This is a genomic window from Cupriavidus taiwanensis (assembly GCF_900249755.1).
GTDB classification, from domain to species: Bacteria; Pseudomonadota; Gammaproteobacteria; order Burkholderiales; family Burkholderiaceae; genus Cupriavidus; species Cupriavidus taiwanensis_D.
In genome coordinates, this window is sequence record NZ_LT976853.1 from 3,247,370 (window position 1) to 3,265,793 (window position 18,424).

Here is an 18,424-nt window from a genome sequence, read left to right on the forward strand (position 1 = left end):
AGCTTTCTTCGTTTCGTCAACCGTTTGCAGCAATCTTTTTTGCTGCCGTCAGCGCCGCGATCCCTTGCTGCACCAACCTTCCGGCCAACCCCGCAACCCTTGCCGCGCCTGCCTTGCAGGGCCGCGTTGTGTTGCGAGGGGGCGAATAGTAGGCCGGTTTCGCCGCCCTTGCAACACCTTTGTCACGGCGCTCCGCTAAACGTTCCGCCGATCCTTGTGTAAGCCCTTGAACGGGAAAGGAAATTCGCGGCGGCCGAGGGGCGTGAGCGCCGCAATACCCCTGAACCCACCTCGGGTATTCCCTGATGCCAGCGCTTCAACGATGCTGGAAATTCGGGCTGCGCTTCTCGACGAAGGCGGCCATGCCTTCCTTCTGGTCTTCGGTGGCGAAGGTGGCGTGGAACAGCCGGCGCTCGAAATGAACGCCCTCTGCCAGCGTGGTCTCGTAGGCGGCGTTGACCGATTCCTTGATCATCATGACCACCGGCAGCGAGAACCCGGCAATGGTCTCGGCCGCCGCCAGCACTTCGTCCAGCAGCTTGTCGGCCGGCACCACGCGCGACACCAGGCCCGCGCGCTCGGCTTCGGCGACGTCCATCATGCGCGAAGTCAGGCACAGGTCCATCGCCTTGGCCTTGGACACCGCACGCGGCAGCCGCTGCGTGCCGCCCGCGCCGGGCATGGTGCCCAGCTTGACCTCGGGCTGCCCGAATTTCGCCGTATCCGCCGCGATGATGATGTCGCACATCATCGCCAGCTCGCAGCCGCCGCCCAGCGCATAGCCGGCCACGCCGGCGATCACCGGCTTGCGGATCTTGCGGATGGTTTCCCAGTTGCGGGTGATGTAGTCGCCCTTGTAGACATCCATGAAGGAGTACTTGGCCATCATGCCGATATCGGCACCGGCGGCGAACGCGCGCTCGCTGCCGGTGATGACGATGGCACCGATACCCTCATCCTGGTCAAAGGCCGTCAACGCGGCGCCCAGTTCGTCCATCAGCGCATCGTTGAGCGCGTTCAGGGCCTTGGGCCGGTTCAGCGTGACCAGGCCAACGCGGCCCCGGGTCTCGACCAGGATGTTTTCGTACGGCATGTCTTCTCCTATGTATGGTCAGGCGGATGGCATCGTCGCCACCGGCTGCGGGCTATTCTGCCATCGGTTGCGGCGTGGCGGCGCCGGCTAGAGCATGTGTGCCAGGAATTCGCGCGTGCGCGCGTGGGCGGGTGCCCCGAATACCTGGCCGGGCGGGCCTTCCTCGAGAATCCTGCCTTCGTCCATGAACACGACGTGGTTCGCCACTTCCCGCGCAAACCCCATTTCATGGGTGACGACAAGCATGGTCATATGCTCTTCCGCGAGCTGGCGCATGGTGCGCAGCACCTCGCCGGTCAGTTCCGGGTCCAGCGCGGAAGTGGGCTCGTCGAACAGCATGATGTCGGGCTCCATCGCCAGCGCGCGCGCAATCGCCACGCGCTGCTTCTGGCCGCCGGACAGCCGCGCCGGGTAGCTGTCGCGCTTGGCCAGCAGGCCGACCTTGCGCAGCAGTTCCTCGGCCCTGGGAATAACCGCATCGCGCCGCAGCCCCTTGACGGTCACCGGCGCCTCGATGATGTTCTGCAGCACGGTCATGTGCGGGAACAGGTTGAACGACTGGAACACCATGCCCATCTTCCGGCAGATGCGGCGCACGTCCGCGTCCGCGACATAGCGCGCCGCGCCGTCGGGGCCGGGCGCGGCCAGCGTCTCGCCTTCGATCTGCAGGCTGCCGCGGTCGATCACCTCGAGATGGTTCAGGCAACGCAGCAAGGTGCTCTTGCCCGATCCCGACGGGCCGATCACCGCGGTGACGTCGCCCTTGCGCAGGGTCAGCGAAACGCCGCGCAAGACCTGCAGCGGCCCGAACGACTTGACGATGTCCCGTGCCGCGATCATGACGCCGGGCGCATCGTGGGAAGGGGCGCCGTTCGGGCTAGTCATCATGTTTGGCATAGCGTTTTTCGAGATTCTGGAAGAACCAGGTCAGAATCAGCGTCATCACCAGGTAGAACAGCGCGGCGACGAGGAAAGGCGTGGTGGTGAAATCGCGCTGCACGATGCCGCGCGCGGTGCGCAGGATGTCGTTGAGGGCCAGCACGTAGATCAGCGATGTGTCCTTGATCAGCGTAATGGTCTCGTTGCTGACCGGCGGCAGCACGCGGCTGACCATCTGCGGCAGCACCACCCGCCGCATGGTCTGGAAGTACGTCATGCCCAGCGCCTTGCTGGCCTCATACTGGCCGCGGTCGACCGACTTGATCCCGGCGCGAAAGATTTCCGCGAAGTATGCGGCGTAGTTGAGCGCGAAGGCCACCACTGCCGCGGGAAAATCCGGCAGCCGCACGCCGATGACCGGCACGAACGGCAGCGCGAAATAGATAAACAGCATCTGCAGCATCAGCGGCGTGCCGCGCATCAGCCAGATATAGCCGTTGACCAGGCCGCTCAGCAGCGGCCATGACGAAATGCGCGCCAGTGCCAGCGCAAGCCCGAGCGGCACCGACAGGGCGAGCGTGATGGCGAATAGCGTCAGCGTGACTTTGGCACCCTGCGCCAATGGCAGCAGAAGGGATAAGACGTAATCCATGCTCGCGCTTACAGAAGGAGGTAGGCCCCGCGACGCCAGGCGAAAGGGTCGGGGGTGGCGTGCCCCCGGTCCAAACAGACAGGGGCGTCACGCCGGATCTGGATTACTTGGTGATATCGGTGCCGAACCACTGCGTGGCGATACGCGCCGCGGTGCCGTCCTGCTTCATCGACGCCAGGGTCTGGTCGAGCTTGCCGAGCAGCTCGGCGTCATCCTTGCGCACGCCGACGCCGTATTCCTCGGTGCCGAAGTTTTCGTCCAGCACCCGGTATTCGCCGGCACGCTTGCTGATCAGGTAGCGGCCCACCACTTCATCCACCACGATCGCGTCGAGGCGGCCGGCCGACAGGTCCATCAGCGCCGTCACGTTATCGCCGAAGGTCTTGAGTTCCTTCAGGCTCGCGGCAACCTGGGCTTCCTTCTTGATGGCATCCACCGCGCTGCTGCCGTCCTGCGCGCCGACGATGCGGCCGGCCAGGTCAGCCTTGGCCTTCACCGGCGACTGGGCGCCGACGATCACGATCTGGTGGTTGGTCATGTAGGGCGCGGTAAAGCTGATGTTCTTCTTGCGCTCTTCGGTAATGGTCAGCCCGTTCCACAGCACATCCACGCGCTTGCCGTTCAGCTCCGCCTCCTTGGCGCTCCAGTCGATCGGCTTGAACTCGACCGTCATGCCGAGACGGCGGCTGGCCTCCTTGGCCATATCGATATCGAAGCCGACCAGCTCATTATTGGCATCGCGGAAACCCATCGGCGGGAAATTGTCGTCCAGCCCCACGACGATCTTGGCGGCCGTATCCGTGCCGGCGGCCGGTGCGGGGGCGGACTCTTTCTTGCCGCACGCGGCGAACAGCGCGACCGAGGAGATCAGGAGCAATGCAGCGAATTTCTTCATAGGATTTCCAATGCGAATGGGAGAGCGCGCCGGGCTTCGCTCGCGCAGGCCGGCGGGGTTTCAGATTGTTGTTGGCAGCGCGATTATAGAGCGGTGCCGTCGGCCGGCATTGCGCTGCGACCGCCATTTGCGCCGATCTCGTCCTACCCGCGGGCAAAAATTGATGCTAACATTTGCCGACCGACTGGTCGGTTTATTTTAGAGAGGCATCAGCCCGTACCGACCGCAAGCCTGGAGTCATCGATTCCATCCGGCAGGAGACAACCATGCCCCCGACGTCCACGCCCGCTGGCCAGCCGGTCAGCATCGAGAGCGGCCCCATCCTGCTGGCCTGGCAGGGACCGGTCGCGGTCATCACGCTGAATCGTCCCGACAAGCTCAACAGCTTCACCCGCGCCATGCACCAGGCGCTGCAGCAGGCGCTCGACCACGTCGAGGCCGGCGGCGCCCGGGCCCTGCTGCTGACGGGTGCGGGCCGCGGCTTCTGCGCCGGGCAAGACCTGGCCGACCTGGATTTCACCCCCGGCCACATGACCGACCTGGGCGAGCTGATCGATACCTGGTTCAACCCGCTGATCCGCCGGCTGCAGGCGCTGCCGCTGCCGGTGGTGGCGGCGGTCAACGGCACCGCGGCCGGTGCCGGCGCCAACCTGGCGCTGGCCTGCGACATGGTGCTGGCAGCGCGCTCCGCCAGCTTTATCCAGGCCTTCGTCAAGATCGGGCTCGTGCCGGATTCGGGCGGCACCTGGCTGCTGCCGCAGCGCATCGGCATGGCCCGCGCACTGGGCCTGGCCATGACCGGCGAGCGCCTGAGCGCCGAGGATGCCGAAGCCTGGGGCCTGGTGTGGCAGACCATGGACGATCCGCTGCTGCCGGAACAGGCGCTGGCGCTGGCCACCCACCTGGCCGCGCAGCCGACGCGCGCGCTGGCCGCGATCAAGCGCGCCATGTATGCCAGCACCACCTCCACGCTCGACGCCCAGCTCGACCTGGAACGCGACCTGCAGCGCGAGCTTGGCCAGTCGGCCGACTATGCGGAGGGGGTCAACGCCTTCCTCGGCAAGCGCGCCCCGCACTTCACCGGCAAGTAGACCGCGGGCCTGCCCCGCATCCCCAGACAGGAGACCAGCTTGAAACAGGACCCCCAGGCCCTTGCGGAAGCCGCCGCGGCCGCGATGTATGAAGCCGACACCTGCAGCCGCTGGCTGGGCATCACGGTCGAGGCGGTGCGGCCGGGCTATGCGCGGCTGACCATGCCGGTGCGCAGGGAATTCCTCAACGGCCACGGCATCTGCCACGGCGGCCTGATGTTTACGCTGGCCGATTCCGCTTTTGCTTTTGCCTGCAACAGCCATAACATCAACACCGTGGCGGCCGGCTGCAGCATCGAATTCCTGCGGCCCGTGCACGGCGACGACGTGCTCACCGCCGAAGCCACCGAGCAGGTCCTGTCGGGCCGGCATGGCATCTACGATATCCGCGTGACCAATGCCGCGGGCCAGGTGGTGGCGATGTTCCGCGGCAAGTCGGCGCAGATCAAGGGACACGTGGTGCCGCCGCCCGATGGCACCGAAGGCGCCTGAGCAAGGCCTGCAAGACACTGACGACCAACGCCCCCGTGCAGGAGACCCCATGAGCACGCGCCTGACCGATCTGCCCCTGGACCCGATCGAGACCGCCAGCCGCGCCGAGTTGCAGGCGTTGCAGCTGGAGCGCCTGAGATGGTCGCTCCACCACGCCTACGCCAATTCGCCGGTCTACCGGCGCAAGTTCGACCAGGCCGGCGTGCACCCGGACCAGCTGCGATCGCTGGCCGACCTGGCCCGCTTTCCGTTCACCAGCAAGCAGGACCTGCGCGACAACTACCCGTTCGGCATGTTCGCCGTGCCGCAGGACCGGGTGGCGCGCATCCATGCCTCGTCCGGCACCACCGGCAAGCCCACCGTGGTCGGCTACACGCTGCAGGACATCGACAACTGGGCCACGGTGATGGCGCGCTCGATCCGCGCCTCGGGCGCGCGGCGCGGCGACAAGGTGCACATCAGCTACGGCTACGGACTCTTCACCGGCGGGCTGGGCGCGCACTACGGGGTCGAGAAGGCCGGCCTGACCGCGATCCCGTTCGGCGGCGGCCAGACCGAGCGGCAGGTGCAGCTGATCCAGGACTTCGGGCCCGAGGTGATCATGGTGACCCCCAGCTACATGCTGGCGATCGCCGATGAATTCGAGCGCCAGGGCATCGACCCGGCCAGCACTTCGCTGCGCGTAGGGATCTTCGGCGCCGAGCCGTGGACGCCGGAGATGCGGCTGGCGATCGAGAAGCGCATGGGCATTTCGGCGGTCGACATCTATGGCCTGTCGGAGGTAATGGGGCCGGGCGTGGCCAACGAATGCGCCGAGACCAAGGACGGCCCGACCATCTGGGAAGACCATTTCTACCCCGAGATCATCGATCCGGACACCGGCGCGGTGCTGCCCGACGGCGAGTTCGGCGAACTGGTGTTCACCTCGCTGACCAAGGAAGCGATGCCGGTGGTGCGCTACCGTACGCGCGACCTGACCCGGCTGCTGCCGGGCACGGCACGCGCGGCATTTCGCCGCATGGAGAAGGTCACTGGCCGGACCGACGACATGATGATCGTGCGCGGCGTCAACGTGTTCCCGTCGCAGATCGAGGAACTGATCCTGCGCCATGCCGAGCTGGCGCCGCACTACCAGTGCGTGCTGGCCAAGGACGGCCACATGGATACGCTGACGGTGCGGGTCGAATGCGCGCATGGCAGCGACACGGCGCGCTCGCAGGGCGCGCGCGAGCGCCTGGCGCACGAGATCAAGTCTTATATCGGCGTGAGCGCCGGCATCGAGGTGCTGCCCGAGGGCGGGATCGAACGGTCGGTGGGGAAGGCGAAGCGGATCGTGGACCAGCGCGGCCGCTGAATCCGCTGGCTTTTTCTCCTCTCCCATAAATGGGAGAGGGGAGACAACATTCGTAGTGTTGGTTCTGTCGCAATCAGCTGCGCGGCATCAGCACCCACATCCTGCCGCCCTGCTTCATCCGTCCGGCGGTCTCGCCGGCGGCATCGCCGGCGCCCCAGAAGAAGTCCGCACGCACGCCGCCCTTGATGGCGCTGCCGGTGTCCTGCGCGAACATCAGGCGCTGGATCGGCTCGGTCGACAGCGGGCGCGTGGTCGACAGGAACACCGGCACGCCAAGCGGGATCGTGGCGGGGTCGACCGCGATCGAGCGCTCCGCGGTCAGCGGCACGCCCAGCGCGCCCACCGGGCCGTCGTTGCCGGGCGGCAGCTCGCGGAAGAAGACAAAGCGCGGATTGATGTTGAGCATCTCCTCGACGCGGCCGGGATTGGCGCGCGCCCACGCCTTGATGCCCTGCATGGTGGCCTGCGCCGGGGTGATCTCGCCGCGGTCCAGCAGCCATTTGCCGAACGAGCGGAACGGCTGGTCGTTGGTGCCGCCGAAGCCCACCCGCATCATGCTGCCATCCGCCATGCGGATGCGGCCCGAGCCCTGGATCTGCAGGAAGGCGGCCTCGACCGCGTCGTCGACCCAGACCAGCTCGTTGCCGCGCATGGCCGGGTTCTGCAGCAACTCGGCGCGCGCCGGCAGTGCGCGGTTGCCGAACTGCGCCGGCTTGCGGTACAGCGGCACCTGGAAGCGGCCCTGGCGCGTGCGCGAGCCGTGCAGGATCGGCTCGTAGTAGCCGGTGATCAGGCCGCTGTCGCTGCCGTCGCCGTTGACCACGCGGTACGGCTGGAAGTTGCTCTCGAAGTACGCGCGCATGGCGTTGATGTCGCCGGCGTTGACCATCATGCCGGCGGCGCAGGCGCGGCTCCATTCGGCGCGCTTCTTCAGCGCCTGGCAGCTTTGCTGCAGCGCCGGCCACGCGGCGCGCACGTCGTCCTGGGCCCAGCCGCCGATCTCGGCCCAGCTGGCCGCCTGCAGCCGGCCCTTCTGCGACGACGCCGTCGGCGGCGCGGTGCCGGACGGGGCGGTCTCGATGCGCGGCGGCGGGCCGCTCATGCAGCCGGCCAGCAGCACCGCGGCGCCGGCCAGCGCAAGCCAGCCGCGCATGCGGCGCGGCCGCGAGGAAGAAACCTGGGAAACCTGTGGAATCGGGAAAGCGTCCGCGTATGCCATCTTGCTATTGTTCAAAGTCCTGGAAGGCGCAGCCTGCAGGGCCGCATTCCGCTGGAATGCCCCTACAATGCCACCGTCATCCCTCAACCACCGCCTGCGCCCCCGCGGGCCGCGCTGCATCTGCCATGAGCAAGTTCTTCGAAGCCCATCCCATGCTGCTGTTCGCCCTGGAAGCCGGCGTGGCGCTGTTCCTGCTGATCTTTATCGTGGTCTGGACCATGGGCACGGCGAAAAAGCACCCGCGTCCCACCCGCGCGCCGTCGGAGCACCCGTCGCGCCAGCCGGCGCCGGGCGACACGCAAGCGCCGCCGCAGGATCAGGACAGCGCACCGCGCCCGTAGGTTCCCCGCGCGCTCAGTGCAGCATGCGCGGCAGCACCAGCGCGAATTCCGGAATCGGCACCTCGAAGCGGTGGCCGTCCTCGGCCACGCAGAAGTATTCGCCCTTCATCGAGCCCACCGGGGTCGAGATGGTGGCCCAGCTGGTGTACTCGAAATGCTCGCCCGGCTTGAGCAGCGGCTGGTGGCCGACCACCCCCAGGCCGGCGACTTCCTGGGTGCCGTTGTCGCTGTCCGTGATGATCCAGTGGCGCGAGATCAGCTGTGCCGCGACCTCGCCGGTATTGTGGATGGTGATGGTATAGGCGAAGGCGTGGCGCCCGCGCTCTGGGTCGGACTGGTCCGGCAGGTACTGGGTGCGTACCGAGACGGAGAAAGCGTACTCGCTCATTTGGGCAGGGCCGGCGGCGGGAGCGGCCGGCAGGGAAAGGGGTAGCCGCATTGTGCGGGATGGGCGCGGGACGGGCAAGAGCACAGGCCAGGGCCAGCCGGACGCGATCGCCCGGGGCGGGCGTAGAATATCGGTCTTTCAACGCCGTGCCGCCCGCCACGGCCCCCGCCGCCACGTCTTGCCGCGTTTGCCCTGCGGCCGTGCGGCGGTGCCCGCGGCCCGCCAGCGGCGATAACAGCATTCCCTGCCTTTACCGCCCGCCACCATGAGCCAGCCCACCTTCCGCATCGCCCCGTCCATCCTGTCCGCCGACTTTGCCCGCCTGGGCGAGGAAGTGCGCCGCGTGACCGAGGCCGGCGCCGACTGGATCCACTTCGACGTGATGGACAACCATTACGTGCCCAACCTGACCGTGGGCCCGCTGGTGTGCGAGGCGATCCGCCCCCACGTGACCGCCCCCATCGACGTGCATCTGATGGTGCGCCCGGTGGACCGGATCATCCCGGACTTTGCCAAGGCCGGCGCCAATATCATCACCTTCCACCCGGAAGCCAGCGAGCACGTCGACCGCTCGCTCGCGCTGATCCGCGACCACGGCTGCCAGGCCGGCCTGGTGTTCAACCCGGCCACGCCGCTGCACCACCTGGACCACGTGATGGACCGCCTCGACGTGATCCTGCTGATGTCGGTCAACCCGGGCTTCGGCGGCCAGTCGTTCATCCCCGAGACGCTGAACAAGCTGCGCGCCGTGCGCCAGCGCATCGATGCATACACCGCCCGCACCGGCCGCACCATCCTGCTGGAAGTCGACGGCGGCGTGAAGGTCGACAACATCGCCGAGATCGCGAAGGCCGGCGCCGACACCTTCGTGGCGGGTTCGGCCGTGTTCGGCAAGCCCGATGCCGACGGCGGCTACCGCGGCATTATCTCGGCGCTGCGCGGCGAACTGGCCAAGGCCGGGCAATGAGCGAGGGCGTGGTGCTGCGCCGCGCCGACTGGCGCGGCATCGAAGGCGTGATCGTCGACCTGGACGGCACCATGGTCGACACCGCGGGCGACTTCCACGCATCGATCAACGCCATGCTGCTGGCGCTGGGCCGCCAGCATCCCAACCTGGGTCCGGTGGCGCCGATGTCCGAGCAGGAGATCGTCAGCTACGTCGGCAAGGGCTCGGAAAACCTGATCCGGCGCGTGCTGGATGCGCGCTTTTCGCCGCTGCACGCCAATGGCCTGTTTGCCGATGCCTACGCGCTCTACGACCGCGAGTACATCCGCATCAACGGCCAGTTCTCGCAGGTCTACCCGGGCGTGCGCGAAGGCCTGGCGGCGATGAAGGCGGCCGGGCTGCGCCTGGCCTGCGTAACCAACAAGCCATACAGCTTCACCGAGCCGCTGCTGGCCAAGACCGGCCTGGCCCAGTATTTCGAGCTGGTCTATGGCGGCGATGCCTTCGCGCTGCGCAAGCCCGACCCGTACCCGCTGCTGAAGGTGGCCGATGCCTTCGGGCTGGAGCCGTCGGCAATGGCGGCGCTGGGCGACTCCGAAAACGACGCGCAGGCGGCCCGTGCGGCCGGCATGGGGGTGCTGCTGGTGCCCTATGGCTACAACCATGGCAACCCTGTACAAGCCGTCGACGCCGATGGTATAGTCGACTCCATTGCCCATGCCGCAGCGCTTTTTGCCGCACACTGGGCCGGTCATCGATAGTCCGTCGATCCCGACCAAATCCTGAACCTTCAATGTTCCTCAACCGCAAACGCATCTTTTCTGGCAGTGATCGGCAGGCCTGGCCCTGGCGTCGCTGGCGCGCCTCCCAACAGGCGTAAAGTGCGTTCGCGAGTCTGCTGACGAGCCCTCTACCTGAGGGCCTCGCCACACCGGCCAAGGTACCTATCCGTGCCGGGCATTCCCACCAAAACCCGCCGCAAGCCAGCGTAGCCGCCATATTCGTGTGCTACGTTTAGCTCAAGAACGCGCCGCACGCCCTTCCCCGGCCGTGTGCAGTCTTGTCCGCAAGCCGCTAGCACCACGGCCCGCCAACGGGGCGGGTATCCATTCGCTCCAGCCTGATTGCCGATAAGCGGCGCCGCGCCCTTCCACCGCGCAGCGCGGGCCGCACAAGAGGACCGACATGACCGAACTGGAATTCAAATCGCTGGCCGACCAGGGCTACAACCGCATCCCGCTGATCGCCGAGGCCTTTGCCGACCTGGAAACGCCGCTGTCGCTGTACCTGAAGCTGGCCCAGTCGCAGACCCGCGGCGTCAACACCTTCCTGCTCGAATCGGTGGTGGGCGGCGAGCGCTTCGGGCGCTTCTCGTTCATCGGCCTGCATGCCCGCACGCTGCTGCGCGCCTACGGCAACCGCACCGAGGTGGTCACCGACGGCAAGGTGGTGGAGACCCACGAAGGCAACCCGCTCGACTTCATCGCCGCGTTCGAACAGCGCTTCAAGGTGGCGCTGCGCCCGGGCCTGCCCCGCTTCTGCGGCGGCCTGGCCGGCTACTTCGGCTACGACGCGGTGCGCTATATCGAGAAAAAGCTCGCCAATACGCAGAAGCCCGACGACCTCAACCTGCCCGACATCCAGCTGCTGCTGTGCGAAGAGCTGGCGGTGATCGACAACCTGTCGGGCAAGCTCTACCTGATCGTCTACGCCGACCCGACCACGCCCGAGGCCTACTCCCGCGCCCGCCAGCGCCTGCGCGAGCTGCGCATGAAGCTGCGCCAGCCCGTCGACGTGCCGGTGACCAGCCCGTCGGTGCAGACCGAGGTCTATCGCGAGTTCGCCAAGGCCGACTACCTGGCCGCGGTGCACAAGGCCAAGGAATACATCATGGCCGGCGACATGATGCAGGTGCAGATCGGCCAGCGCCTGGTCAAGCCCTACCGCGACGCGCCGCTGTCGCTGTACCGCGCGCTGCGCTCGCTGAATCCGTCGCCGTACATGTATTTCTATAACTTCGGCGACTTCCAGGTGGTGGGCGCGTCGCCGGAAATCCTGGTGCGGCAGGAAGAGCGCAAGGTCGGCACCAATGGTGACACCCGTAGCGAACACATCGTCACCATCCGCCCGCTGGCCGGCACGCGCCCGCGCGGCAATACCCCGGAAAAGGACGCGCAGCTCGCCACCGAGCTGCTCAACGATCCCAAGGAAATCGCCGAGCACGTGATGCTGATCGACCTGGCGCGCAATGACATCGGCCGCATCGCCGAGACCGGCTCGGTCAAGGTCACCGACAAGATGGTGATCGAGAAATACTCGCATGTGCAGCATATCGTCAGCTCGGTCGAGGGCACGCTGCGCGAAGGCATGAGCAACCTCGACGTGCTGCGCGCGACCTTCCCGGCCGGCACGCTGTCGGGCGCGCCCAAGGTCCATGCGATGGAGATCATCGACGAGCTGGAGCCGCGCAAGCGCGGCATCTATGGCGGCGCGGTGGGCTACCTGTCGTTCGGCGGCGAGATGGACCTGGCGATTGCGATCCGCACCGGCATCGTCAAGGACGGCAACCTGTATGTGCAGGCCGCCGCCGGCATCGTCGCCGATTCGGACCCCGAAGCCGAATGGAGGGAAACCGAAGCCAAGGCGCGCGCCGTGATCCGCGCCGCCGAGCAGGTCCAGGATGGCCTGGACTCCGACATCTGAAAGAACAGGAGACAGACGCCATGCTGCTGATGATCGACAACTACGACTCGTTCACCTACAACCTGGTCCAGTACTTCGGCGAACTGGGCGAGGACGTGCGCACCTATCGCAACGACGAGATCACGATCGAGGAAATCGAGGCGCTCAAGCCCGACCATATCTGCGTCTCGCCCGGCCCGTGCAGCCCGAAGGAAGCCGGCATCTCGGTGGCCGCGCTGCAGCACTTCGCCGGCAAGATCCCCATGCTGGGCGTGTGCCTGGGCCACCAGGCCATCGGCGAAGCCTTCGGCGGCAAGGTGATCCGCGCCAGGCAGGTGATGCACGGCAAGGTCAGCACCATCGAGACCACGCAGCAAGGTGTGTTCAGCGGGCTGCCCAAACACTTTGACGTGACGCGCTATCATTCGCTGGCGATCGAGCGCGAGACCCTGCCCGATTGCCTGGAGATCACCGCCTGGACCCCGGACGGCGAAATCATGGGCGTGCGCCACAAGACGCTCGCCGTCGAAGGCGTGCAGTTCCATCCCGAGTCGATCCTGTCCGAGCATGGCCACGCGCTGCTGGCCAACTTCGTCAAGGCGCCGCGATGAGACTGCTCGATGCCACGCCCGCCAGCCCCCATCCCGCCATCCAGACTGTCAACGAGAACGCCATGATCACGCCGCAAGAAGCCCTGACGCGCTGCATCGAGCACCGCGAAATCTTCCATGACGAAATGCTGCACCTGATGCGGCAGATCATGCAGGCGCAGATCTCGCCGGTGATGGCCGCAGCGATCCTGACCGGGCTGCGCGTGAAGAAGGAAACCATCGGCGAGATCTCGGCCGCCGCGCAGGTGATGCGCGAGTTCGCCAACAAGGTGCCGGTGAAGGACCGCGAGAACTTCGTCGATATCGTCGGCACCGGCGGCGACGGCTCGCACACCTTCAACATCTCCACCGCTTCGATGTTCGTCGCCGCCGCCGCGGGCGCGAAGATCGCCAAGCACGGCAACCGCGGCGTCAGCTCCAAGTCCGGCAGCGCCGACGTGCTGGAGGCGCTGGGCGTGAACATCATGCTCACGCCCGAGCAGGTCGGCCAGTGCATCGAGGAAACCGGCATCGGCTTCATGTTCGCGCCCACGCACCACCCGGCGATGAAGAACGTCGCGCCGATCCGCAAGGAAATGGGCGTGCGCACCATCTTCAATATCCTGGGGCCGCTGACCAACCCCGCCGACGCGCCCAACATCCTGATGGGCGTGTTCCATCCCGACCTGGTCGGCATCCAGGTGCGCGTGATGCAGCGCCTGGGCGCCAAGCACGCCATCGTCGTGTACGGCAAGGACGGCATGGACGAAGTCTCGCTGGGCGCCGCCACGCTGGTGGGCGAGCTGAAGGACGGCGAAGTGCGCGAGTACGAGATCCACCCGGAGGACTTCGGCCTGTCGATGATCTCCAACCGCGGGCTGAAGGTGGCCGATGCCGCCGAGTCGAAGGACATGCTGCTCGAAGCGCTGTCCAACGCGCCAGGCACGCCGCGCGAGATCGTGTCGCTGAACGCGGGCACCGCGCTGTACGCCGCCAACGTGGCGGACTCGGTCGAGGACGGCATCCGCCGCGCGCGCGAAGCCATCGCCAGCGGCGCGGCGCGGCAGAAGCTCGACGCCTTCGTGCGGGCCACGCAGCAGTTCCAGTAAGAGACGCCGATATGTCCGACATCCTGCAGAAAATCCTGGCCGTCAAGGCCGACGAAGTCGCAGCCGCGCGCAAGCGGCGCGACCTGCCCAGCCTGCGCGCCGAGGCCGAAAGCCTGCGCGGCGAGGCCGGCTTCGCCCCGCGCGGCTTCGAGCGCGCGCTGCGCGACAAGATCGCCGCCGGCCACGCCGGCGTGATCGCCGAGATCAAGAAGGCGTCGCCGTCCAAGGGCGTGCTGCGCGAACAGTTCGTGCCCGAGGCCATCGCCGAAAGCTATGCCAGCCACGGGGCCGCGTGCCTGTCGGTGCTGACCGACGAGCATTTCTTCCAGGGCCACGCCGACTACCTGAAGCGCGCCCGCGGCGCCTGCCCGCTGCCGGCGCTGCGCAAGGACTTCATGGTCGACCTGTACCAGGTCTACGAAGCGCGAACCTGGGGCGCCGATTGCATCCTGCTGATCGTCGCCGCGCTGGACCCGGGGCTGATGTCCGACCTGGAAGCCTGCGCGCACGAGCTTGGCATGGACGTGCTGGTGGAAGTCCATGGCGGCGACGAACTCGACGTGGCGCTGCGGCTGAAGACGCCGCTGCTGGGCGTGAACAACCGCAACCTGCGCACCTTCGAGGTCTCGCTGGATAACACCATCGAACTGCTGCCGCGCATGCCGGCCGACAAGCTGGTGGTGACGGAGTCCGGCATCCTCGGCCCCGCGGACGTGCAGCGCATGCGCGAGGGGGATGTGCATGCGTTCCTGGTGGGCGAAGCGTTCATGCGGGCGAAGGAGCCGGGGGTGGAGCTGGCGCGGTTGTTTGGGTGACGGCGACTAGCTGCTGACGCGTTAAACCGACCCGCATGTTTGCTCCCCTCTCCCGCCTGCGGGAGAGGGGCCGGGGGTGAGGGCAGGCGCGTGCCTTGCGATAGGGCCCATCAGTCTTCAAAGGCCGGCCCTCACCCTAACCCTCTCCCGCAAGCGGGAGAGGGGACCGGTCTGTGGTGATTGAGAACATAACGCCCTCGCCCACTCCCGAAATCCCCCCATGCCCCAGGAAATCGAACTCAAACTCTCCGTCCCCGACACCGCCCTCGCCCCGCTGGCCGCCTGGCTCGACGCCAACGGCCAAGCACAAGGCGAGGCCACGCTGCTCAACGTCTACCTCGACACACCGCAGCGCGACCTGGCGCAGGCGCGCGCGGCGCTGCGGCTGCGCCGCAAGGGCGAGCAGTGGCTGCAGACGCTGAAGACCGCCGGCAGCAGCCAGGCGGGACTGGCCACCCGGCATGAATGGGAAACCGAGATTGCCGGCGAAGCCATCGAACTGCAAACCTTTCCCACTGAAGCGCAAACCGTGCTCGCGCCACTGATCGGCCGGCTGGCGCCGGTATTCCGCACCGACTTCGTCCGCCGCACCTGGATCGTCACGCAGGACGGCGCGCGCATCGAAGCCGCGCTCGACACCGGCACCATCACCGCGCCGGCCAGTGCCGCGCAGGAGCGCATCCAGGAGCTGGAGCTGGAATGGCTCGACGGCGATGCCGCGCACGCCGCCGATGACTTGCGCGCTTTTGCCACACGGCTTGCCGCCGTGGCCGCGCTGGCGCCGTCTGACCTGAGCAAAGCCGCGCGCGGCTATCGCCTTGCCGGGATCGCCGAAGGCAAGGCGTCATAATCGCGGTTTTTCCGCCAAGCTTTCCTCACGCATGCAAGCCGATCTCTTCGCCGCCGAAGCCCCCCGCGCCCCCGGCGAACCGTCCCCTGCCGCCAGCCTGCAAGCGCAGGCCGACGCCCTGCCCGCCGCCTGGCGCGGCCTGCTCGAGCCCTGCATCGCCGTGCCGGCATGGCGCGAGCTGGCCGCCTTTGTCGACGGCGAGCGCGCCGCCGGCAAGCCGGTGTTCCCGCACCATGTCTTCCACGCGCTGCACCTGACGCCGCCCGATGCGGTCAAGGTGGTGATCCTGGGCCAGGACCCCTACCACGGCACCGGCACGGTCGGCGGCGTGGAGCTGCCGCAGGCGCACGGGCTGGCCTTCTCGGTGCCGGAGGGCGTCAAGGTGCCGCCCAGCCTGCGCAACATCTTCAAGGAAATCGCCGCCGAATTCGGCGCCGACGGCAACTGCCCGCCGCGCACCTCCGGCAACCTGGAAGGGTGGGCGCGCCAGGGCGTGCTGCTGCTGAACACCGTGCTGACGGTCGAGCAGGGCCAGGCCGCCAGCCATGCGCGCCGCGGCTGGGAAGCCGTCACCGATTGCCTGATCCAGCATCTGGCGGCCAGCCGCCCGCACCTGGTGTTCATGTTGTGGGGCAGTCATGCGCAGGCCAAGAAGCCGCTGCTGGGGGCCGGCCACTGCGTGCTGGAAGCGCCGCACCCGTCGCCGTTGTCGGCGCACCGGGGCTTCCTGGGCTGCGGGCACTTCCGCGAAGCCAACCGCTGGCTGGAAGCGCACGGCCGCACGCCGGTCGACTGGACCGCCGCCTGAGCGGCTAGACGGTCGGCCGGAATTCGAAGCCGGCAAACTCCCCTTCCCCGCGCCCGACCTCGACCAGCGTCACCTGCGCCGCCGGCGGGCCCTGCTCCATCCACGCCTGCAGCGCTTCCAGCTGCCTGAGCGTGCCGTGGGCCATGACCTCGACCGTGCCGTCGGCCCGGTTGCGCACCCAGCCGCCAAGGCCAAGCTCGTCCGCCGCGTCGGCGCAGGCGGCGCGGTAGCCCACGCCCTGCACCCGCCCATGCGCGACCAGGCGCCAGGTTTCCTTCCTCATCGCTGCTCCCGCTTTGAGCGCGCGCCGGGGCGTGCGCAATCTGTCATCCACACCAAGTAAACTAGACCGCCATGCCGGGCGTTACCAATGGATGCGCGCCGCCCGGCGCGAAGCGGGGCCGGGCCACAAGCCTGCGCCCTCCCAGCTCGACACCGCCCGAGAAGCGCCCATGATGCCACCCGCCGACCGCCGCGCGGCCCAGCCCGCCCCTGGCTTCGACAGCCAGCTGCTGCGCGCCCCGCCCAACCGCTTCGACCTGGCGCTGCTGCCGATGATCCTGGCCGTGATCGTGATGATCGCGTTCGCCGCGCAGCAGATGAATGTCCCGTTCCAGCCCGGCCAGCCCCTGGCGGTGCACCTGGACGTGGCCTACCTGCCCTACTACCTGATGCGCACCAGCATTCGCATGCTGGCCGCGCTGGCGGCGTCGCTGCTGTTCTCGCTGGCCTTTGCCGCGCTGGCGTCCAAGAGCCGCACCGCGGAGAAAGTGCTGGTGCCCGCGCTGGACATCCTGCAGTCGATCCCGGTGCTGGGCTTCCTGTCGATCACCGTGACCGGCTTTATCGCCCTGTTTCCGGGCAACCTGGCCGGGGTGGAATGCGCGGCGATCTTCGCCATCTTCACGTCGCAGGCCTGGAACATGGCGTTCAGCCTGTACCAGTCGTTCCGCACCATCCCGGGTGACCTGCTGGAGGCCGCGGCCATGTTCCGGCTGTCGGCGTGGCAGCGCTTCTGGCGGCTGGAAGTGCCCTACGCCATGCCGGGGCTGCTGTGGAACATGATGATGTCGATGTCCGGCGGCTGGTTCTTCGTGGTCGCGTCCGAGGCGATCTCGGTGTCGGGCCACGATATCCGGCTGCCCGGTATCGGCTCGTATATCGCGCTGGCGATCCAGCAGCAGGACCTGGCCGCGATCGGCTGGGCCATCGTGGCGATGTTGGTCGGCATCCTGCTGTACGACCAGCTGCTGTTCCGCCCGCTGGTGGCATGGGCCGACCGCTTCCGCTTCGAAACGCTGGCGCAGGACAAGCTGCCGCAGTCATGGCTGCTGGACCTGCTGCGCCGCTCGGCGTGGGTGGGCGCGCTGCTGGCGCAGGCCACGGCGCTGGCCGGACGCACGCTGGCATGGGGTGCGCGCACTGGCGCGCCGGCGCCGGCCCGTCCGGCCGATCCGCGCCGCGCGCGCTGGCTGGGGCGTGCGCGCGACGCCGTGATCGTGCTGGTGGCGCTGGCCGCGCTGCTGCGCGTGGGTTATTTCGTCCATAGCGAAGTGGGCTGGGCCGAAGCCGTCCATGTGCTGTGGCTCGGCACGCTGACCATGGTGCGGGTGATCGTGCTGATCGCGCTGGCGGCGCTGGTGTGGGTGCCGGTCGGCATCCGCATCGGCCTGAACCCGGACCTCGCGCGCATCGCGCAGCCGGTGGCGCAGTTCCTCGCCGCATTCCCGGCCAACCTGATGTTCCCGCTGGCGGTGATGCTGATCGCGCGCTTCGGGCTGAACCCGGAGATCTGGCTGAGCCCGCTGCTGATCTTCGGCACGCAGTGGTACATCCTGTTCAACGTCATCGCGGGGGCGTCGGGCATCCCCACCGAGCTGAGGCTGGCCGCGCGCAACTTCGGCCTGCGCGGCTGGCTGCTGTGGAAGCGCTTCCTGATTCCGGCGGTCTTCCCCAGCCTGCTGACCGGCCTGGTCACCGCGGCCGGCGGCTCGTGGAACGCCAGCATCGTGTCCGAGTACGTGACCTGGGGCGACCGCACCATCGTCGCCACCGGGCTCGGCAGCTATATCGCCGAGACCACTGCGCGCGGCGACTTCCCGCGCATTGCGCTGGGCATAGTCGTGATGGCGCTGTTCGTGGTCGGCTTCAACCGCTTGCTGTGGAACCGCCTGTATCAACTTGCGCAGGAGCGCACCCGCCTCTAAGGCGAGTCACCAG

General features: G+C 67.7%; 20 protein-coding genes. 13 read left to right on the top strand and 7 right to left on the bottom strand.

The features are described 5' to 3' along the window. Nucleotides 1-316: 316 nt before the first annotated feature. From CBM2594_RS14860 to CBM2594_RS14875, 4 genes are all read right to left on the bottom strand, one after another. Nucleotides 317-1,093, bottom strand: coding sequence for an enoyl-CoA hydratase (locus CBM2594_RS14860; RefSeq protein ID WP_116357497.1), 777 nt, complete (start codon nucleotides 1,091-1,093; stop codon nucleotides 317-319). Nucleotides 1,094-1,180: 87 nt separating this feature from the next. After that, entirely contained in the window at nucleotides 1,181-1,933 is a 753-nt protein-coding gene (locus tag CBM2594_RS14865) for an amino acid ABC transporter ATP-binding protein (protein ID WP_116357498.1), read from the bottom strand. A gap of 37 nt (nucleotides 1,934-1,970) precedes the next feature. Then, entirely contained in the window at nucleotides 1,971-2,624 is a 654-nt protein-coding gene (locus CBM2594_RS14870; RefSeq protein ID WP_012353984.1) for an amino acid ABC transporter permease, read from the bottom strand. Nucleotides 2,625-2,727: 103 nt separating this feature from the next. Then, the gene (locus tag CBM2594_RS14875) at nucleotides 2,728-3,519 is read right to left on the bottom strand and encodes an amino acid ABC transporter substrate-binding protein (protein WP_116357499.1); all 792 of its coding nucleotides are present in this window, start codon (nucleotides 3,517-3,519) and stop codon (nucleotides 2,728-2,730) included. Nucleotides 3,520-3,785: 266 nt separating this feature from the next. On the opposite strand from CBM2594_RS14875, the gene paaG reads away from it, so the two are divergent. The 3 genes from paaG to paaK are packed head-to-tail and all read left to right on the top strand — an operon-like array spanning nucleotide 3,786 to nucleotide 6,456. Next, entirely contained in the window at nucleotides 3,786-4,610 is an 825-nt protein-coding gene (gene paaG / locus CBM2594_RS14880; RefSeq protein WP_116357500.1) for a 2-(1,2-epoxy-1,2-dihydrophenyl)acetyl-CoA isomerase PaaG, read from the top strand. Between the two features lie 39 nt (nucleotides 4,611-4,649). After that, nucleotides 4,650-5,102 (top strand): hydroxyphenylacetyl-CoA thioesterase PaaI, encoded by a 453-nt coding sequence (paaI, locus tag CBM2594_RS14885; RefSeq protein WP_116357501.1) that lies wholly within the window; start codon nucleotides 4,650-4,652, stop codon nucleotides 5,100-5,102. Between the two features lie 49 nt (nucleotides 5,103-5,151). Beyond that, entirely contained in the window at nucleotides 5,152-6,456 is a 1,305-nt protein-coding gene (paaK, locus tag CBM2594_RS14890) for a phenylacetate--CoA ligase PaaK (protein WP_116357502.1), read from the top strand. Nucleotides 6,457-6,529: 73 nt separating this feature from the next. On the opposite strand, the gene mltA is transcribed toward paaK, so the two are convergent. Continuing rightward, a complete protein-coding gene (gene mltA / locus CBM2594_RS14895; RefSeq protein ID WP_116357798.1) occupies nucleotides 6,530-7,675 on the bottom strand; it encodes a murein transglycosylase A in 1,146 nt (381 codons plus the stop codon). A gap of 125 nt (nucleotides 7,676-7,800) precedes the next feature. Between mltA and CBM2594_RS14900 the strand changes: the two genes are divergently transcribed. Beyond that, complete coding sequence (locus CBM2594_RS14900; protein WP_116357503.1) at nucleotides 7,801-8,016, top strand: hypothetical protein; 216 nt, start codon at nucleotides 7,801-7,803, stop codon at nucleotides 8,014-8,016. 13 nt (nucleotides 8,017-8,029) lie between these two features. Here CBM2594_RS14900 and apaG read toward each other — a convergent pair whose 3' ends face one another. Next, nucleotides 8,030-8,404 carry a Co2+/Mg2+ efflux protein ApaG gene (gene apaG / locus CBM2594_RS14905; RefSeq protein ID WP_012353991.1) on the bottom strand — a complete coding sequence of 125 codons (375 nt, stop codon included), beginning with the start codon at nucleotides 8,402-8,404 and terminating at the stop codon, nucleotides 8,030-8,032. 265 nt (nucleotides 8,405-8,669) lie between these two features. Here apaG and rpe point away from each other — a divergent pair, with 265 nt between their 5' ends. The 8 genes from rpe to CBM2594_RS14945 all read left to right on the top strand — a co-directional run bounded on the left by rpe (nucleotide 8,670) and on the right by CBM2594_RS14945 (nucleotide 16,204). After that, complete coding sequence (gene rpe, locus CBM2594_RS14910; RefSeq protein ID WP_116357504.1) at nucleotides 8,670-9,371, top strand: ribulose-phosphate 3-epimerase; 702 nt, start codon at nucleotides 8,670-8,672, stop codon at nucleotides 9,369-9,371. Then, entirely contained in the window at nucleotides 9,368-10,111 is a 744-nt protein-coding gene (gph, locus tag CBM2594_RS14915) for a phosphoglycolate phosphatase (RefSeq protein ID WP_116357505.1), read from the top strand. The genes rpe and gph overlap by 4 nt, the downstream gene beginning before the upstream one ends. Nucleotides 10,112-10,535: 424 nt before the next feature. Next, nucleotides 10,536-12,053, top strand: coding sequence for an anthranilate synthase component I (gene trpE, locus CBM2594_RS14920; protein ID WP_116357506.1), 1,518 nt, complete (start codon nucleotides 10,536-10,538; stop codon nucleotides 12,051-12,053). Nucleotides 12,054-12,073: 20 nt separating this feature from the next. Then, nucleotides 12,074-12,643, top strand: coding sequence for an aminodeoxychorismate/anthranilate synthase component II (locus tag CBM2594_RS14925; protein ID WP_116357507.1), 570 nt, complete (start codon nucleotides 12,074-12,076; stop codon nucleotides 12,641-12,643). 62 nt (nucleotides 12,644-12,705) lie between these two features. Then, nucleotides 12,706-13,731 carry an anthranilate phosphoribosyltransferase gene (trpD, locus tag CBM2594_RS14930; protein ID WP_116357799.1) on the top strand — a complete coding sequence of 342 codons (1,026 nt, stop codon included), beginning with the start codon at nucleotides 12,706-12,708 and terminating at the stop codon, nucleotides 13,729-13,731. Between the two features lie 11 nt (nucleotides 13,732-13,742). Beyond that, on the top strand, nucleotides 13,743-14,546 hold the full coding sequence (gene trpC, locus CBM2594_RS14935; protein WP_116357508.1) for an indole-3-glycerol phosphate synthase TrpC: 804 nt from the start codon (nucleotides 13,743-13,745) through the stop codon (nucleotides 14,544-14,546). Between the two features lie 220 nt (nucleotides 14,547-14,766). Beyond that, nucleotides 14,767-15,396 (top strand): CYTH domain-containing protein, encoded by a 630-nt coding sequence (locus CBM2594_RS14940; protein WP_116357509.1) that lies wholly within the window; start codon nucleotides 14,767-14,769, stop codon nucleotides 15,394-15,396. Nucleotides 15,397-15,427: 31 nt separating this feature from the next. Continuing rightward, nucleotides 15,428-16,204, top strand: coding sequence for a uracil-DNA glycosylase (locus CBM2594_RS14945; RefSeq protein ID WP_116357510.1), 777 nt, complete (start codon nucleotides 15,428-15,430; stop codon nucleotides 16,202-16,204). Nucleotides 16,205-16,208: 4 nt separating this feature from the next. On the opposite strand, the gene CBM2594_RS14950 is transcribed toward CBM2594_RS14945, so the two are convergent. Continuing rightward, nucleotides 16,209-16,487 (bottom strand): acylphosphatase, encoded by a 279-nt coding sequence (locus tag CBM2594_RS14950; protein ID WP_116357511.1) that lies wholly within the window; start codon nucleotides 16,485-16,487, stop codon nucleotides 16,209-16,211. Between the two features lie 169 nt (nucleotides 16,488-16,656). Here CBM2594_RS14950 and CBM2594_RS14955 point away from each other — a divergent pair, with 169 nt between their 5' ends. After that, a complete protein-coding gene (locus CBM2594_RS14955) occupies nucleotides 16,657-18,411 on the top strand; it encodes an ABC transporter permease (protein ID WP_198048135.1) in 1,755 nt (584 codons plus the stop codon). Nucleotides 18,412-18,424 lie beyond the last annotated feature (13 nt).

Excerpts from the sequence above, each read along its gene's own strand:
- CBM2594_RS14860 (WP_116357497.1), bottom strand. The coding sequence starts at position 1,093 with ATGCCGTACGAAAACATCCTGGTCGAGACCCGGGGCCGCGTTGGCCTG.
- CBM2594_RS14865 (WP_116357498.1), bottom strand. The coding sequence starts at position 1,933 with ATGATCGCGGCACGGGACATCGTCAAGTCGTTCGGGCCGCTGCAGGTC.
- CBM2594_RS14870 (WP_012353984.1), bottom strand. The coding sequence starts at position 2,624 with ATGGATTACGTCTTATCCCTTCTGCTGCCATTGGCGCAGGGTGCCAAA.
- CBM2594_RS14875 (WP_116357499.1), bottom strand. The coding sequence starts at position 3,519 with ATGAAGAAATTCGCTGCATTGCTCCTGATCTCCTCGGTCGCGCTGTTC.
- paaG (WP_116357500.1), top strand. The coding sequence starts at position 3,786 with ATGCCCCCGACGTCCACGCCCGCTGGCCAGCCGGTCAGCATCGAGAGC.
- paaK (WP_116357502.1), top strand. The coding sequence starts at position 5,152 with ATGAGCACGCGCCTGACCGATCTGCCCCTGGACCCGATCGAGACCGCC.
- mltA (WP_116357798.1), bottom strand. The coding sequence starts at position 7,675 with ATGGCATACGCGGACGCTTTCCCGATTCCACAGGTTTCCCAGGTTTCT.
- CBM2594_RS14900 (WP_116357503.1), top strand. The coding sequence starts at position 7,801 with ATGAGCAAGTTCTTCGAAGCCCATCCCATGCTGCTGTTCGCCCTGGAA.
- apaG (WP_012353991.1), bottom strand. The coding sequence starts at position 8,404 with ATGAGCGAGTACGCTTTCTCCGTCTCGGTACGCACCCAGTACCTGCCG.
- rpe (WP_116357504.1), top strand. The coding sequence starts at position 8,670 with ATGAGCCAGCCCACCTTCCGCATCGCCCCGTCCATCCTGTCCGCCGAC.
- gph (WP_116357505.1), top strand. The coding sequence starts at position 9,368 with ATGAGCGAGGGCGTGGTGCTGCGCCGCGCCGACTGGCGCGGCATCGAA.
- trpE (WP_116357506.1), top strand. The coding sequence starts at position 10,536 with ATGACCGAACTGGAATTCAAATCGCTGGCCGACCAGGGCTACAACCGC.
- CBM2594_RS14925 (WP_116357507.1), top strand. The coding sequence starts at position 12,074 with ATGCTGCTGATGATCGACAACTACGACTCGTTCACCTACAACCTGGTC.
- trpD (WP_116357799.1), top strand. The coding sequence starts at position 12,706 with ATGATCACGCCGCAAGAAGCCCTGACGCGCTGCATCGAGCACCGCGAA.
- trpC (WP_116357508.1), top strand. The coding sequence starts at position 13,743 with ATGTCCGACATCCTGCAGAAAATCCTGGCCGTCAAGGCCGACGAAGTC.
- CBM2594_RS14940 (WP_116357509.1), top strand. The coding sequence starts at position 14,767 with ATGCCCCAGGAAATCGAACTCAAACTCTCCGTCCCCGACACCGCCCTC.
- CBM2594_RS14945 (WP_116357510.1), top strand. The coding sequence starts at position 15,428 with ATGCAAGCCGATCTCTTCGCCGCCGAAGCCCCCCGCGCCCCCGGCGAA.
- CBM2594_RS14950 (WP_116357511.1), bottom strand. The coding sequence starts at position 16,487 with ATGAGGAAGGAAACCTGGCGCCTGGTCGCGCATGGGCGGGTGCAGGGC.
- CBM2594_RS14955 (WP_198048135.1), top strand. The coding sequence starts at position 16,657 with ATGATGCCACCCGCCGACCGCCGCGCGGCCCAGCCCGCCCCTGGCTTC.